This is a genomic window from Caulobacter sp. Root1455 (assembly GCF_001426905.1).
Taxonomy (GTDB): Bacteria; Pseudomonadota; Alphaproteobacteria; order Caulobacterales; family Caulobacteraceae; genus Caulobacter.
The window spans coordinates 133059-149666 of sequence record NZ_LMFQ01000001.1; the positions used below are offsets into that span (position 1 = coordinate 133059).

The 16608-nt window shown below is 65.4% G+C and carries 3 protein-coding genes; all 3 read right to left on the minus strand.

Annotation, left to right across the window (positions count from 1 at the left end):
- Positions 1-74: 74 nt before the first annotated feature.
- The 3 genes from ASD21_RS24525 to ASD21_RS00465 are packed head-to-tail and all read right to left on the minus strand — an operon-like array spanning position 75 to position 16182.
- Positions 75-14738 carry an Ig-like domain-containing protein gene (locus ASD21_RS24525; RefSeq protein ID WP_056435135.1) on the minus strand — a complete coding sequence of 4888 codons (14664 nt, stop codon included), beginning with the start codon at positions 14736-14738 and terminating at the stop codon, positions 75-77.
- The gene (locus ASD21_RS00460) at positions 14735-15538 is read right to left on the minus strand and encodes a hypothetical protein (RefSeq protein WP_156390563.1); all 804 of its coding nucleotides are present in this window, start codon (positions 15536-15538) and stop codon (positions 14735-14737) included. Before ASD21_RS00460 ends, ASD21_RS24525 begins: the two co-directional genes overlap by 4 nt.
- 17 nt (positions 15539-15555) lie before the next feature.
- Entirely contained in the window at positions 15556-16182 is a 627-nt protein-coding gene (locus ASD21_RS00465) for a hypothetical protein (RefSeq protein ID WP_056435141.1), read from the minus strand.
- Between the last annotated feature and the right edge of the window lie 426 nt (positions 16183-16608).

The window sequence follows — 16608 nt, forward strand, 5'->3', positions numbered from 1 at the left end:
GAAGGGCCGCGCCCCAGCCAGTCCGGATGAACTGTCTGGGGCGTTCTTGCGAGGTCACCCGGGTTCGACGTCGATCATCCACCGGACCGGACATCGGGCAGCGCCGTGAGCAGCGCGAGCGATTGGGCATGACCTTGCCGCCAGGCGTCGGGGCCCAGGTCGGCCGCGCCCTCGCGCGAGAAGCCCGCCATGGCCTGGATCATCCGCAGGCGCGTCTGCTGGGCCAGGGCCAGGTTGGCGTCCACCGCCGAGGGCGAGGCCCCGGCCAACATGGCGTCATAGTCGATCGCCGCCAGGCCCGAGGGCGCGGTCGCGGCCGCGTCGAGGATGCCGGCCAGATCGATCCGCGACCAGGACCGCGGCGCGAGGGCGGCGGGCAGGCCGTCGTCCGCCGACGAAGACGACAGCGGCTCGGCCCTGGGCCGGATGGCCCGTCTTTCGCCGCCGTCGGACGCCGGCTTGGGCGACTTCGCCGGCTTGGGCTTGGTGGATTCGGCGGTGCGGTCGATCGTGTCCAGATCGTCCGACGGGCTGGAGGCCGAGGAGTCGGCGAGCGCCGTATCGAAGACCTTCCCGCGCGAGCCGTACTTGCGTTCGAACCGGTCGAACCGATCGTCGTCCCTGTCGCCCGCCCTGTCGTCCTGAAGGCCGACGAGCGGATGTCCCTCGCCGAAGGCCAGCATGACGTCGCCGACCGCGAGGCGGGAGCCGTCCGCCTTGACCAGGTCGGACGTGGCGTAGAGCACGTTCTCGCCGGTCGAGTCCAAACCGGCCCCGGTCAGGGTCCGGGTCAGGTTCAGCGCCTGGAAGCCGAGGTCGCTCAGGCTGTGCAGCTCATCGGCCTGGCTGACGCCGTCCTGATTCTTGTCCTGCCAGATCCGGAACGCGTCAAACCGCGCGTCGCCGCCGTCGAGGAAGCCGTTCTCGTCCGTATCGAAGGCGCGAAGGCCTTCGAGATCGGAAACCGCGCCTTCCAGATCGCCCACGAACGAGATTTCGGCGCCGCTCGTGATCTTGCCGTCGCCATCCCGATCGAGCGCCAGGAAGGCGTCGTCGGCGGCAACCCAACCGGTGCGCCGGAGCACGCCGTCGCCCGACACGTCGAAGCTGATCGTGGATCGGGCGCGCGCCACCAGTTCGACGCCGTCACCGTCCAGATCGATCACCACCGGCGGCAACAATTGGGTTTCGTCCGGCGCGGAAGCGGGCTCCACAAGCGTGATCGTCGGCGCGCCCTGATAGGCCAGCATGACGTCCCCGACGAGCCCGGCGCTTCCGTCCGCGCGGATGAATTCCGTCGTGCCGTAGATATGGTTGTGCAGGGGATCCGGCGCTTGCCCCGAGGTGGTCAGCGTCAGATTTATCGCCGAGACGCCAAGCTGCGCCAACGACACCAGTTCGCCGTCCTCGCTTTCGCCGTTGCTGTTGACGTCGCGCCAGACCTGGAAGTCGCCGTAGGCCTCGTCTTCGCTGTCGAAGAATCCGTTGGCGTTGGTGTCGTATACGCGAAGACCCTCGAGATCCGAGACCGCGCTTTCTTCATCGGTCGAGAAGCGTATCTCCGAGCCGTCGTCGATCTTGCCGTTGTGGTTGCGGTCCAGCACGAGCAGGCCGTCGCCCGCTCCTATCCAGCCGGTCTGGTCAAAGGCCCCGTCGCCGTCCTGATCAAACCAGACGTTGTTCCCGTCCAACTCCGTCAAGGTGACGCCGTCGCCATCGAGGTCGAGCACGATTGGCGCGATGCGGCTATAGCCCCCGCTCGCCACGTGATACGTCGCCGTGGACAAGCCGTTTCTGTCGTCCTTCACCTCCAATTCCAGATCGTAGCTCGCGAACTGAGGGTTTCCGTAGTTGCGCGAGACCCTGTAGAGCAGGAAATCGAAAGAGGCGCCGGTCACGGTCGTGCCAATAGCCGGCGGCGAAAAACTGCCCCCATAACCCACGACATTCTTGACCTTCCAGGTAAAGGCCTGGGGGCTGTCGGGATCGATCGCGTTAATCCTGGCGCTGTAGAAGAACTGCTGATCGGTTCCGACATAACCGACCGTCTGAACAACACCATTTGGATTTTGGACGGGCGCGTCATTCACCTCGTCGATCTTGATCGTGACCGGCATGGGCTGAGCGGTGGCGTGTGCGCCGCCGTTGTCCCAGACATCGAGGGTCACGGCGTAGGCGGTGGTGGCTTCATAGTCGATGACGCCGTGGACGATGAACTGTCCGACCACCTTGCCGCCTTCACGGTAGTAGCTGCCGTCGCCGTTCTTCAGGAGGGATGCGCTGAAGATGTTCAGTCCGCCGTCGTTGACGGACACGGACCAGTTGTCGCCGAGGTCTTGGTCGCTGACGTAGAACTTGCCGAAGGTTTGTCCAGGACCGGCCCAGGAAAGCGCCTCGGAGGCATGGACCGCGCCGTCGCCTTGAGTTTCGAGGGTCAGGCTCGGCGCCTCGTTGGTGTCCGCGATCTGGACCCAGGCCCAGGTGGGATCCTGGCTGGTGTTCACCCCGTCGCTCGCCGTCACCGCGACGGCGAAGGCGGCTACGCGTTGGCCATTGATGACGGTGTTATACCGCCACCATTCGCCGCCGGCGGGTATGCCCGCGGACAGGGTTTCGAAGTCGAGATTTGCCCGCAGATGCAATTGATTGCCGGCCATGTAGAACAGATCCAGCGGATCGAAGGCCTCGCCGTACGATAGCGGCGCGCCCTCGGGATCGTTCGCCGAGTAGCTGGCGAAGACCTGGTCGGCCGCATTCTCGCCGATCAGGGTGATGGACTGAGAAATGGTCGCAACGGACGGCTTCTCGTTGACGTCCTCGACGTAATACCAGAGCCATGCCGGGTCCGACGTATTGCCGGCGGCGTCCTTCGCGGCCACGGCCGCCAGGAGGCCAATCTCCTTCAGACCATCGCCATCGAGATCATTGTTCAGCGTTCGCCAATCATTGATATTGGCGTAGTTGGCGGTGGTCAGCGACTTCAACCATTCATAGTCGATGTTAGTACCGGCCTTCATTCGCAGAACATTGCTGTTCGTCGGAACTTCCAGCCAATCGAAGAGATTGAACGCCACCGCGAAGGTGACCGAGCCGCCTTCCGGATCCAGGGGCTTGCCCGGATCGGGCGCCTTGGCGGTCCCCAGGTCTGTATTGGTCTGCACGCCTTCGGTGAGGATCGAGCCCGCGGCATCGACGGCCGGGATCCCGGGCTTCTCGTTCACGTCCTTGATCACGTACCAGAGCGAGGTCCAGAGGCTGCCGGCGCCGGCCGCGTCGACCGCGCGGACATCGACTCGGATCGCCAGTCTGCCGGCGGTGTCGAGCCGGTGCCAGCCGTCTCCGGCGTTGGCCTTCAGCGTCTCGAAATCGATGTTCGCATTGGCCCTCAGATGCAGTTCGTTGGTGTTTGGCGCGATCTGGAACAGGTTGTCGGGATCGTAGCTCTCCAGCGACGGCGGCGTCGTCATCGTCGCCGTCATGTCCGGATCGGTGCGGGTGAAGGTCGCCACCAAGGTGTCAAGGGCGGCGCCTTCATCGCGCTCGCTCTGGGCCTGATTGATCAGCGTGGGGACATTGGGGTTTTCGTTGACCGGATCGATCGCCACCGTGAAGTATTGCGGGCCTGACGTGATCTTGTCGTCCGACACGGTCACATAGATCCCGTAGCTGATCGCGGCCTCATAATCGACCGGCGCGGCGAGCGTCAGCTGGCCGCCCAGCGACAGCGCGAACGGGCCGCCCGTCACCGCCTGGCCGCTGCTGTTGACCAACCTGTACTTCAGCGGATCATTGTCCTTGTCGATCGCCGAGAAGCTGCCGACGACGGTCGAGGTTCCCGGCGCCGCATCCTCCCGGACATGGAGCGTCGTCGACGTGATCGTCGAGGGCGCGGCGTTGATGGCGACGTTGAACGACGCCGTCGCGGCCACGCTGCTGATCTCGGTGGGATTGAGCGCGGTGATCCGTTCGACGCCATAGGCGGTGACGCCGATGGTCAGGTCCTTGAACCAGGTCGGATCCGTACTGCGCAGCGTCAGGTTCGCCAGATCATTGCGCCCGATCTGCGGGTCTTTGATCAGGGTCCAGACGATATTCGCGCCAGTCCCGGAGGGGGCGCCCGCGCTCAAGGTCACGCCGGGGTCAATTCCCCGCAGCTCCACCCTCACATACTCCGAACCATCACCGTCCGGCGTATCGATGGGCAAGGTCAGCGGAATGGTCGCCCCGCCGTTGAAGGTTCCGGAGACGGCGGAGAGCGTGCCGATGACCGGCGTGTTGGCGACCGGATTGATGGTGATCCGGAAATACCGCGGGTCGCTGAGCAGCCCCCCCTGGTCGAGGGCGACCACCCGGACGTCGAACACGCCGCTGGCGTAGTCGACCGGCGTGAAGTTGATCGTCGCCTCGCCGGTCCCGCTGACCGCCGAGCCGGTCAGAATGCTGACCAAGCGCGTGTCGCTCACCGCGTGATCGCTGGCGCTGACGGCCGTCACCTGCAAGGTGGCGCCGGCGGGCAAATTGTCGATGATCGACACCGACAATTGCTGCGTGGCGTAGCCGTTCGCCGGCCGCTCACCGAGCGTCAGATCGCCGATCGGCGAGACGACGGGCTTGTCGTTGCCGTCCCAAAGCCCTTGCCACTGGGTGTTGAACAAGCTGTTGGCGCGCAAGGTGTCGAATTGGCCCAGCGTGGGCTTGCCGCCCGACGGCACGCCGGCGGGCAGGTTGAGCGCCATCAGCTTGACCAGCTCTTCGACATTGACGGTCTTGCTGACGAACTGGCCGGTGAACAGGAAGTCGATCTTGTTGTCGAAACCGCCCACGAGGGGGGTGAACCAATTCTTCACGCGCGTCGTCGTGCCGGTGTCGAGCACGTCGATCAACAGATCATCGACATCGCGCCGGAACCACAGCTTGGTGCGGTCGACGTCGCTGTCCTGGTAGGCGATGACGTCGATATCCACCGGCGCGGAATTGAAGTTCTCGATCGTGTCGAGGCCGGACGCGGCATTGAGATAGTAGGTGTCGTTACCGGTTCCGCCGACCAGCTTGTCGGCGCCCAGACCGCCGTACAGGCGATCGTTGCCGTCCTCGGCATAGAGGTCGTCGTCGCCCGCGTCGCCGTAGAGGAAATCGTCGCCGGCGCCGCCGCGCAGGATATCCCTCCTGTCGCCGCCCTTGAGGATGTCGTTGCCGCCGGAGCCCTGGAGTTCGTCCTCCCAGCCCGAGCCTTCCAGGATCTCGATGGCGTCAAGGAAGGTGTCGCCGGCCGCGTCGCCAAACGTGCCGCCCGTGGCCAGGCTGACCTTCACGCCGGAGCCGGCGTTCGCATAGCTGACCGTGTCATCGTCCAGGCCGCCGGTGAATTGATCGGCGCCCGCGCCGCCGATCAGGACATCGGCGCCCACCCCGCCGACCAGCGCATCGTTGCCCAGGCCGCCGACGAGGGTGTCATTGCCGTCGCCGCCCGACAGCGTGTCGACGCCGTCGCCGCCGTCGAGCAGATCATCGCCCGCGTCGCCATACAGGACGTCGTAGTCCGCGCCGCCGTAGAGGAAGTCGTTGCCGGCTCCCCCCATCAGAGTGTCCGCGCCGGTCCCGCCGGAAAGCACGTCAACGCCCGCCTCGCCGGTCAGCGTGTCGTTATCGGCGCCGCCGTCTAGATTGTCGTCGCCCGCCCCGCCGATCAGGCTGTCAAGACCGTCGCCGCCCGACAGCGTGTCGTTGCCGTCACCGCCATCGAGCAGATCATTGCCCGCGCCGCCCGAAAGCGTGTCGTCGCCGGTCTTGCCGTAGATCAGGTCGCGACCTTGCCCGCCGGCTATCGTGTCGTTGAGAGCGTCGGGGACCTTGTCTCCGTACCAGTAGTCGTCCTGGTCGCTGACGGTGAAGGTGATCGAGCGCTCGGCCGAGGTTCTCCCCGCGCCGTTCTTGTCGGTCGCCTTGACCCTGACGGTGATCGACGAGGCCGTCTCGAAGTTGAGCACGGCGCCGGCCTTCAATCGCAATTCGAAACCGCCGCCGGTCTTGGTTCCCACCTCGAAATTTGGATCATCGACCGAATATTGTAGGGCGGCGAAGAGTGGCGACAGATCCGGGTCTGTCGCCGACACCGTCGCCACGACGATGGCGGGCGCGGTCGCGCCATCGATCGGGTTGTCCCGTTCGGCGATGGAGGTCACCTTGTCGCTGAACGTCGGCGTCGCGGGCGTTTCGTTATAGTCCTCGACCGTCAGGAAGCCGGTGGTCTTGGCGGTGGACGCCAGTTGACCGTCCCAGGCTTCGACCGTGTAGGCGTAGACGAACTCCAAGCCGCCGTCGCCATCCAGGTCCTGTAAGGTGTAGCCGGGCGCCAGGGTCTCGAAGTCGGCCACGACGCCGGGCCGCAGCACGACGGTGTTGCCGACCACCTGCAACAGGTTCTTTGGATCGGACGCCAACCGCAGTTGGACCGAGGGCGTTGGCGCGCCCTGATCGTCTGGATCGCTCAAGGCGAACACCGCCACCGGCGTGGTCGGCAAGGCCGGGCCGCCGTTGGCGTTTTCGGTGACCCAAATGTCGGTCGAGGTCTTGAACGCCGCATCGGGTCGTTCGTTGACGTTTTCGATCGTCACCTCGAAGGGGACAATGACGTAGGCCCCATGCGGATCGGTCACCCGCACGGCGATCATGTGGCTGTGCGCCGCCTCATGGTCGATCGTGGCCCCGTTGGTGAATTTCAGTTCGCCCGTCGCCGATATCTCGAACCGCCCGCCGGCCGTGTCCTCGAGCGCATAGACCAGGCTCGAGGCCGGATCATCGACATCCGTGGCCGAGAAGACGCCCAGCGAGGTGACCCCCGCCGTTTCCAGCAGCGAAAGCGGGCCCGGCGCGGTCACGTCGCGGGGCGCGTCGTTGACCGGCGCGATGGACACCGAGACCGTTTGCCGAACGGCGTGGTTGTCGGCGTCCTTGACCTCGATCACGAACTGGTCAGCGCCGCTGATGTCGGCGGCCGGAACGTAGCTCCACGCGCCGGTCGCCGTGTCGAGGCTGAGCGCCCCCAGCGTCGGGCCGCTGATCAGGGTGTAGCCGGTGATGTTGTCGTCGTCGTCGATGGCGCCGACCTGGCCGGAGATCGCCTGATCTTCGTTGATCGTCAGGGTCTGGTCCGAGGCCACCGGCGCGGCCTTGCCGCCGACGTGCCAGTACGGAGCGGCCTGGGCGAGGACGGCGGCCCGATCCGACATTGTCGGAAAGGTGGACCAGGTGGTCATCGCATCGATCAGCGGCTGGGCGTGCGCCAGGAACAGCGTCGCACCGTCCAGGATAATGTCCTTCACTCGGCTCGCGTCAGTGGCGGCGTAGTAGCCAAAGATGCGTATCGTGTTGGAGCCGCCGACGAGAATCGCCAGATCGTCGCCCGATCGCGTCAGCCAGATCTGGTCCGAGGTCACGCCGCTGATGGTGATGTGGTTGGTGCCGGACGCGTCGATAATGCCATCGGAGCCGCTGTTGGCGTCGAAGGCATAGACGTCGTCGCCGAGGCCGCCGTCGAGCCAGTCAGAGCCGGTCTCGCCGACCAGGATGTCGTCGCCGTCGCCGCCGTTCAATCGGTCGTCGCCTTCGCCGCCGACAAGCTTGTCGTCGCCGGCTTCCCCATAGAGCAGGTCCGCGCCCGCGCCGCCGCCCAGGGTGTCCAGGCCGTCGCCGCCCCACAGCGAGTCGCCGCCGTCATCGCCCGACAGCTGGTCGTCGCCGTCGCCGCCCCCCAGCGAGTCACCGCCCGCGCCGCCGCTCAGCAGATCCTTGCCGGTCCCGCCGTAGAGCTGATCGTAGCCGTCCTCGCCGGACAGGGCGTCGTCGCCGTCGCCGCCGTACAGGGTGTCGTCGCCGGCGCCGCCCACCAGCACGTCGTCGCCGGCCCGGCCGTCGAGGACGTCATCGCCGCCAAGACCGAACAGCCGGTTGAGACGACCGTCGCCGCTGAGCTGGTCGCCATAGGCGTCGGAGCCGACCACGTTCTCGATGGTGGCGACGGTGTTGACCGCGCCGATGATGTCGCCCTGGGCGTCGCCGCCCAAGGCGGTCCTGGCGTACAGGTCGATGGCCACGGCCGCGACCGAACTCACATAGCGGATGGTGTCGCCGTAGCTGGCGCCGACCGCCAGGCCGTCGGTCTGGCTGTCCGTGCCGCCGTTCAGCGTGTCCGCGCCGGTTCCGCCTTCCAGCGTGTCGTCGCCGGCTCCGCCGTCGAGTATGTCGTTGCCCCCGCCGCCGGAGAGAACGTCATCGCCGGCCAGCCCGCTGAGCGTGTTGTTGCTGGTGGATCCCAGCATGAAGTCGCCGTCGGCCGTCGCGGCCTCGGTCCCGAGGCGGATCTTGGTCAGATCGACGGTCAGGCCGTCGGCCAACTGCAGGGTTTCGACGCCGCGGTCGGCGAGGGTCTGATCGTACAGAGCCACGGCGCTGGACGCGTCGATCGTCAGCTTGAGGTAGTTGGTCCCTCGGAAGCCGGTGAGATCCGAAAGGCTGATCGTCGGGCCCAGGGCCAGGGTGTCGCTGCCGCCGTCTCCGGCCGTGATCCGTTCCGCCACGGTTTGCACGCCATTGCCGGTGCGCGACGCGCCGGTCTTCCACTGGCTGTTCGCATACGGCCATGCGCTTGAGGCCGCCGCGGCCTGGGTCGTGGTGTAAAGGAAGTCGACGCCGTCGCGGCTCTGATAGACCACCTCGCCGTCGGCGGTGCGCGTCACGGTCAGCTGATACTGATAGTAGTCTCCGGTCACGCCGGTGGCCGGTCCGAAACGCATCAGCTGCCAAGAGGTCGTGAAGGCGGCATTGAGAACGCCGTTCTTGTCGACGATCTCCTCGAGCTCCAGCGCGCCCTCGCGGATGCTGTCCGTCCCGTCGCCGCGATTGAATTCGTAGGTGTCGTTCCCCGCCCCGCCCCAGAGATTGTCGTTGCCCAGCCCGCCCCGCACGATGTTGTCGGCGGCGTCGCCGCCGAGCCGGTCCGCGCCTTGGCCGCCTTCGACGCCCTCAATGCTGGAATAGACGTCGCCGAAAGCGGCGCCGCCATTGGCGAAGGTCGCCCCCAAATAGGCGCGTATGGCCGTGGTTCCGTTCGAGGCGTAGGAGGCCAGATCGGTTCCCGCGCCGCCGAACAGCAGGTCGGCGCCGGCGCCGCCGTCGAGGCTGTCGTCTCCGGCCCCGCCATAGAGATAGTCGGTGCTGGAGCCGCCCAGCAGTTTGTCGGCGCCGTCGCCGCCGCTCAGGATGTCCTGGCCCGCCCCGCCGGTCAGGAGGTCGTCGCCGGCTCCGCCGGTGATCCAGCTGCTGGTGGCCGCCGCCGTCAGGGAGTCGGCCCCGTCGGTCGCGCCGGCCACCATGGTGTAGCCGCTCATCAGCGCCGCGCCAGTGGCCACGAAGCTGAACTTTTCGATCGGCCGCAGCTCGGCGCCCGTAGTGTTGGACCACCAGTCGCGGATGCGGATCGTGTCGCCGGTGCCGTCGAAGCCGCTGGTGGCGTCGACGTCCGAGACGGTGATCTCCAGGTCGTTGCCGACCCGGCGCAGCAGCAGGTCCTGAATGTCGATCCCGACCGCGAATTCCAGAGTGTCCGTGCCGGAATTGACTCCGATCACGCCGTTCACCGCGCCCATGTGGCGCTTGAGGGTGCGGGTGGCCGCGTCATAGTCGTAGTCGGCGCCGTTGATCCATTTGGAGCCGTCGAAATAGACGGTGGTGGCCGTCCCTTGGATGTTGCCCGTGGTCTTGCCGACCGTGCCGTTGGGACCCAGGCTGTAGCCGTTGACGTAGACGCCGTCCTGCCAGACCAGATCCCAGTTATCGACCATCTCGTCGATCAGCTCGTCCTGACCATCGCCGCGCGCGTAGCGGATCACGTCGTTGCCGGCCCCGGTGACGATCCGGTCGGCGCCCTTGCCGCCCGCCAGGAGGTCAGAGCCCGCGCCGCCCAGCAGGTGGTCGTACCCGCCGTCGCCCAGCACGGTGTCATTTCCCGCGCCGCCGATCACGATGTCTTCGCCGCCGCCGCCCGACACCAGGTCGTTATTGGCGTCGCCCGACACCAGGTCGTTGCCCAGGCCGCCGAACCCGAAGTCGTCGCCGTTCAGGCCGTAGATCTTGTCGGCGCCGTCCGTGCCGACGATCCAGTCGGCCCCGTTGGTGCCCAGGATCACCGACGCGCCCGCCACGCCGATGATGTAGGAGGTGATGTCGCCGATGCGGATGTCGTCGCCGTTGGCGAAGCGCAGCCACTCGACCTTGCGGGTGCTCTCGAACCAGTCCTTGATCGTCAGGCTGTCGCCGGTGAGGACCTGAGCCGGATGGCCGTTGACCTGGGTCCCGGCCGGATCGTCGGCGGTCAGCTGAATGATCAGGTCCGAGCCCGGCGCGGCGGTCGTGCCCGAGCGCTTCATGACCAGGTTCTGCATCGTGACGCCCGCGCCGAACACGATCGCGTCCTCGCCGCCCTTCACCGAGCCGTCGACCTCATAGCTGCCGCCGCCGGCCCAATTTCGGGTCAGACTCCCGGCGTTGATCTGGCTGATCCGCGTGTAGAGGCTGTCCCCGCTCGAACCGGCGACCCCGGCCGGATCGGACTCGTCGAACAGCACGTCGGCGCCGTCGCCGTAGCCGAACACATATTGGTCCGAGCCCGCGCCGCCGAGGATCCCGGCCGCGGCGCCGACCTGCTGGTCGTCGCCCTTCCCGCCCTCGAGGATGTCGCCGCCGGCCCCGCCGACCAGCAGGTCGTCGCCTTCGCCGCCCTTCAGCCAGTCCGAACCCTTGCCGCCATACAGGCGGTCGTTGCCCGCCCCGCCGTCCAGCAGATCGCCGTTGCCGCCGTCGACGGTCACGGCGGTCGCCGCATTGACCACCAGTTCGTAGTCGGGTTCCTGGATATTCGGGAACGCGTTGAGCGCCCCCATGGAAATGATCCCGGCGCCGACCACGTCGCCGCCGAACAGCACGTCATCGCCGTCTTCGCCGAACAGCCAATCGTCCAGCTTGCCGCCGACGATCCTGTCGTTCCCGGCCCCGCCGAGCACGTCGTTGCCGAGGTCGCCGGCACGGACGACGTCGTCGCCGTCGCCGGCGTCGATCAGGGCTGCGATGCCGATCTTGTACGGCGCGGTCAACGCCGCGGCCTCCTGGTTCGCCTTCGGGCGGACGGTCACGCCCGCGGTGTTCTGCAGCAGATCGCCGGTGATCTGGATGAGATCGGTTCCGCCGGTTCCAGACACCCGCACCTTAGCGGTGCTGTCGATGGTGTCGCCGAAGGCGTCGATGACGTTGCCAAGGTCGTCCAGCAAGGCAAACAGCCGCTCGCCGTTGTCCAGACCCACCCACAAGCGCGAGGGAGGCGCGCTGCCGCCGTCGATCACATAGTCGAAGGCCTCGTCGAGATAGAGATTCCAGCCCCCGATCCAGTCTGTGTAGCCGCGCCGGTCGATGCCGAGTTCGGCGGCGCTGGCCAAGGTGATCGCCCAACCCGCCGTGAAGGCGCTATCGGTGTTGTTATTGACGATGCCGTCTATCTGCACCGAATTGTTCAGGTAGTTGACATAGTCGCCGGCGATGGCGATCGCGCCGGTCACCGATTGAAGATCGAAGCGCTGCACCGGCTGCGCGGCGATCGTGGCCAGGGCCCGCTTCACGTAAATGTCGCCGCCGGCGATCAAGCCGACGAGGCTGTTCAGGATTGCGTGACTGCTGTTGCGGACCACGTCGTCCATATTGCTGGACTTGAAGACCGTGGCCCCGTCGCGGAAGAAGTACTTCTTGCCCTCGATACCGAAAACCACTCGGGTGTTGGTGAGCTGGACGATATGGCCGCCCGCGGCGTCCAGAGCTTGGTTTAGGAAGCTTCCGACATAGTCGGCGAGACTGGACGCACTTTCGGGGCTTGCGCCGTTCTTGGCCTTGGCGCCCGACACGGCGAACCGTTCGTTGCGGAAATCCAGCGACAGGGTCGCCTCGGCTTTCGGCTTGCCGCCGAACAATGATCCGATGGCGCCGCCCAGCAGCTTGTAGGCGATGATGGCGACCACGGCGATGGCGAACGTTACCGGCGTGACGCCCGCGGCGGCCAGGTAGTTCGCCGCCAGTATGGAACCATAGCTCTGACCGATGGCCGCGCCGATCTGACCGCCCTTGGTGTCGAACTGATGGATGGAGTCAGCCAGCTTGCCGCCGATGAAAGAGGCGGCGGCCGAGGCCAGGAACGCCTGGTCGATCCCCGCCTTCCAATCGTATTTGGGGATCGCGCCTGGAGAGCCCTCGGCCACGACCTCGCCCGCGGCGTTCACGAAATGCGACGGCGTCGTCAGGTTGGTGATGATCTGGCTGACAACCTTGGTGCTGACGCTTTGGACGCCTTCCGCGATCGTGCCCCTGGCCCCAACCGCGGCGAAGACCTCCCCCACTAGGTAGGAGCTGATCGCCCCGATCCCCTCGCTGCGCAGGTTTTCATAGAAGGTGGAACTGGTCGCCCCGCGCAAGGCGTCGGGCAGGAGTTCGGTCCCGGTATCGGCGGCGCCTTGGGTTAAGCTGTCGGCGATGTTGACAAACAAGGTCGACAAGGCGGCGGAGCCGATGATCTGGGCGATCTGGTTGTCGCCAGCCAGTTCGCGGCCGAGCACCGAGCCGACCGAACTGGCGAACGCAGTGGCGTCGAACTGATAGAGCTTGCGCCATGCGTTGACCCTGGCCAGGGCGATGTCGACGCTGCGGATCTCCTCCTGCGAGTCCGCCAGCATCTCATCGACGGTCGCAACCGTATCGGACTTGAGTTGCTCGACATGGGCGATGCCTAGATTGGTGAGCTCACCGATGTCGCCCGTTTGCATCGCCGTGACGTCGTCCACGGGCAAGTTGAAGATATTCGCATAGCGCCGAGCGGTCTGTTCCTGGGTTTCCCCCTGTACGGCGCCGCCTTTGGACGCGGCGATCAGGTCCCTCAACTTGTCGGGGTTGGAATAGGGTCCGCTGTCGGCGGCCCGAAAATCGACGGACTGCGACTTGAACGGATTGTTCGGGTCGGTGGTGTGCACCAGCACGCCGGCACGCCGGCCGCTCGTGGTTTGTTGGTTATAGACCTCCAGGACCATGATGCGGAGGTCGCCGTGAGTGGCCAGGTCTCCGCCTGGCTCCAGCTGGATGAAGCCGGCGAGCGAGGCGTCGACGTCGGCCTGGCCGGGATTGGGCTTGCGCGAGATCTGGAAAAAGGCGTCGCTGTCCGGCGAGGCACCCGGGTTCACATAAACATACAGGCCCGGCGGGGCCTTGAGCCGTTCCAGATTTGACGATCCGTCCGCGTTCAGCCTCTGAATCGTCTTGGTGTATTTGCGCTGTGTGGGATCGAAGAACTGCCGCAGGGCGGCGGCCGTTTCGCCCATCGCATCGAAAGTCTCTTCACCTGGCCTCAGTGGCCGGAGTGGCGATCTAAAATGCAGATCCGTACGTCTGCTGGCCGCGATGGCGGTGCCGCTCTCCGCCAAGGCGAGCGCCGCACCAGCGAACACCGCTATCCGCCCCAGCAACGCCGACGCTGTCGCCGAGGCCGACATGGCCGATGTGATGCCCGCCTCCGAGATCCCCGCGGCCCTCAGCAAGCCCGTCATCACCGGTTTGTAACCCTGCTCGATGGCGGTCTGAACGATGTAGTCGCCGAGCGCTTTTTCGGGGTTGTTGATCAGATCGAGCACGAACTGCGCGCGATCGACGCCCTTGAGGATCTTCAGTTGCTTTTGAGCCAGCTGCTGCTCGATGAAGTCCAGCTTGCTGGCCGTGCTGACGATCGACAAGGCGGTCGGATCAGTGGGCCTGATCTTGAGTTCGTTGGTCGCCCATTCAAGCATGGCGCCGCCATTGGCGGTTTTCGGGTCGATGCCGGCCAGGTGGGGCGCGTCCCCCCAGATGGTCTTCATCCAACTGATGCGCTTGGTGTCGTTCGGCGACAACTCGACTTGGCCCGCAAGAAGTCTTGCGTTCTGGCCCTCATAGATCTTGGTGCGATTGTCCGCGTTGTCGTCCATCCCGACGCTTTTGAGAACGTCGAGCAGTCTCGGATCCGTCTTGTTCAGAAACGCGATCGAGCCTAGCGTCTCGTAGTTTCCAGCCTTGATCGCCGCCGAATTCAAACTGAGATCGGAGGCCTTCACCGTAAGGCTGTTGCGCATCTCCCAGCGCACGTCGGAAACGATGGTGGCGACCTTGTTGGCCACATCGGTCGGGATGTTGCCCGTGAACATCGCATTTTCAAACGCGCTCGGGTTGCCGAGAAGGAGGCTGACCTGCGGGTCGCTCTGCAAAGCCGCTTGAAGGCGAGCGTCCTCGTACGCTGAGAACGCGACGTGATTTCCACTGTGGCGGGCGGTGCCGCCGAACGTCTGCCCGTCCACGCTCGCCCCTGCCGGCAACAGCATGGCGTTATCGGCGCCGTTGACCGCGTAGGCGCCCCAGCGCGTCGGATCCTGCGAGGCTAGAGTGTCAAGCAGCAAGGAGGCGCGGGCCGACGTGGTGTCTTCCAGCCGGAAACCGATCGTCTTGCCAGCGGCATCCTTGATGGTGGTGTAGATGGTTGAAATCGGTGAGAGGTGGTGGGAGGCCACCGTCTGACCTCGGGACGGCGGGCCTTTGAAGCCGGCGACCTCGTTACGGTATTTTTCGATCAGGGCCAGTCGGGCCTGGATCCGAGGATCTTGGTTCAGAGTGCTGAAATCGGTCAACGCCCCCCCCCGACACTCGCCTTGAGCGCGCTCTCTTCAGCCCAGTGCTTGGCCTTGTCGGCCACATTGAGAGATGCGGGCCTGAAGTGGACCCGAAGGCCGGCCTGGTGGATCGCCCGATAGAGCTCGAGGGAAAAGAAGCGGCGCCCGCCCAGCAGGCCGGTCAGCCCGAACAGATGTTCGTCGACCGGGACCGGCGACAGCACCAAGTTCGACCAATCGTAAATCGACACCGGAGCGTCGCGGTAAGGTGAATCGGCCTCTGGTGGAGGCATGGGGCGGAACTCCGACCTTGATCGATCAATGAGATCCAACCGCCTCCAGGTGCGCAGCCATCCATACCCGTCGATCGTCTCGCCCCCGCCCTTCACCGTTGGATCCTCTCCCGCCGGCGTGCTTTCGAAGCGGATCGGAAGGACCTCGAAATCGCGCAGGAAGGGCGTCGCGATTTCCATGAAACGGGGGGAGACGATCAGAGCGGCGTTGTGATTGAACAGATCCGGCAGCGGACGCTGCTCGCCCTCGTCGTCTTCCCCCGGTCGCAACCAGGCTTCGAGGGGGAGAGGCAAGGTCGCGGCGAGCGCATCGTGCATCTCGTACACCTCGTCCCAAAAAGGGCCGCCTAGGCTGATTCCGACTGCCCCGACGGTGAGGGTTTGCACGACGATTTCCTTTTGCAGCCCGGAAGGTTTGGGCAGCATTTTCGGTTGATTGAGCGGCGGCGACACCGCCTCTAGCAAATACGGCAGCGGCCAGGCTCGATTATCTTCCATGCGTTTTCCCAACGACAACTGGCTCATCTTTCTGCACCCCTTCCTTAAACCGACGTGCCGACGACGACAGCGGAAAAGGCCGGTTCGAACAGGCCCTCCACCGCCGCCCGGACGGCCGGCAGAGGCGGATTGGTGCTCCCCGCGCTGGCTCCCGGATGCACCACACGGGTGACCCAATCCCGCTCGTTCGGCGGAAGCGAAACATCGGGAATATGCACGCCCGCCGCACTCATGAACGGGCGCATGTTGACGTCGTCGAGGGTCCCCGCGACCCGCCCCAGCATGCCGACCGGATCCACAGGTCGTAAATCCGTATGCGGATCGATGGGTGAATCCCCGAATACGCCGCGGTAGGCCTGGACGTGGCCATCCGACGCTTCAAACGTGAAACCAGGCCTGTCGAACAGCAAGGTCGGGGCCGGATTCAAGGTCTCCATCCGCAAGCCGCTGTCCGTGACCGGATGCATTTCCTTCAGCATCAGGGCCACGTTGTGGATAATGTCCTCGCCGAGCCAGGAGGCGAGGGAAGGTCCGTAGGCGAACGGTTCGTCGCTCACGGCGATGATCTCTGGCCTCCGTTCGACGAAGGGAATTATCACCCCGGCGTTGAGCGCGATCACGATCAAGGCGCCGATGAACAGGCCGACGGCGAGGTAGGTGCGCCCGCGCACCCGACCAGAACTCCCCCTCATTCCGCCCCCCACGCCAACTCGGTTAAGAATATGACCGCGGAGTCTCGCGACGCAAGGTAAAGTTGCGCTTTGTCGGCCGAACGCCTTCGATGCGTCGGCGACAGCTATCTAAAGTGGCGATTTGGTAAGTGGATACCGGCCGTGTCGGTGCGCGAAAGGGGCGACCGACTAAGCCGTTGATCTAATTCGACTGGCCAAATTCCACCATTTCACCCAGACCACCTAAGCCCGTCCCTGGATGCGCATTGACCACCTAAAGATGACCCTCGTTCAATGCCGTCTTCAACTATGCGCCCATCGGCGGCGACAATTGTTCGGGCCGGTATAGGCTTGGCAGACTTCATGCCTTCATTCTCGCAGTTCGCAGAAGAGCACCCTCAGTATTTCGAGCTCGATACAACCGTC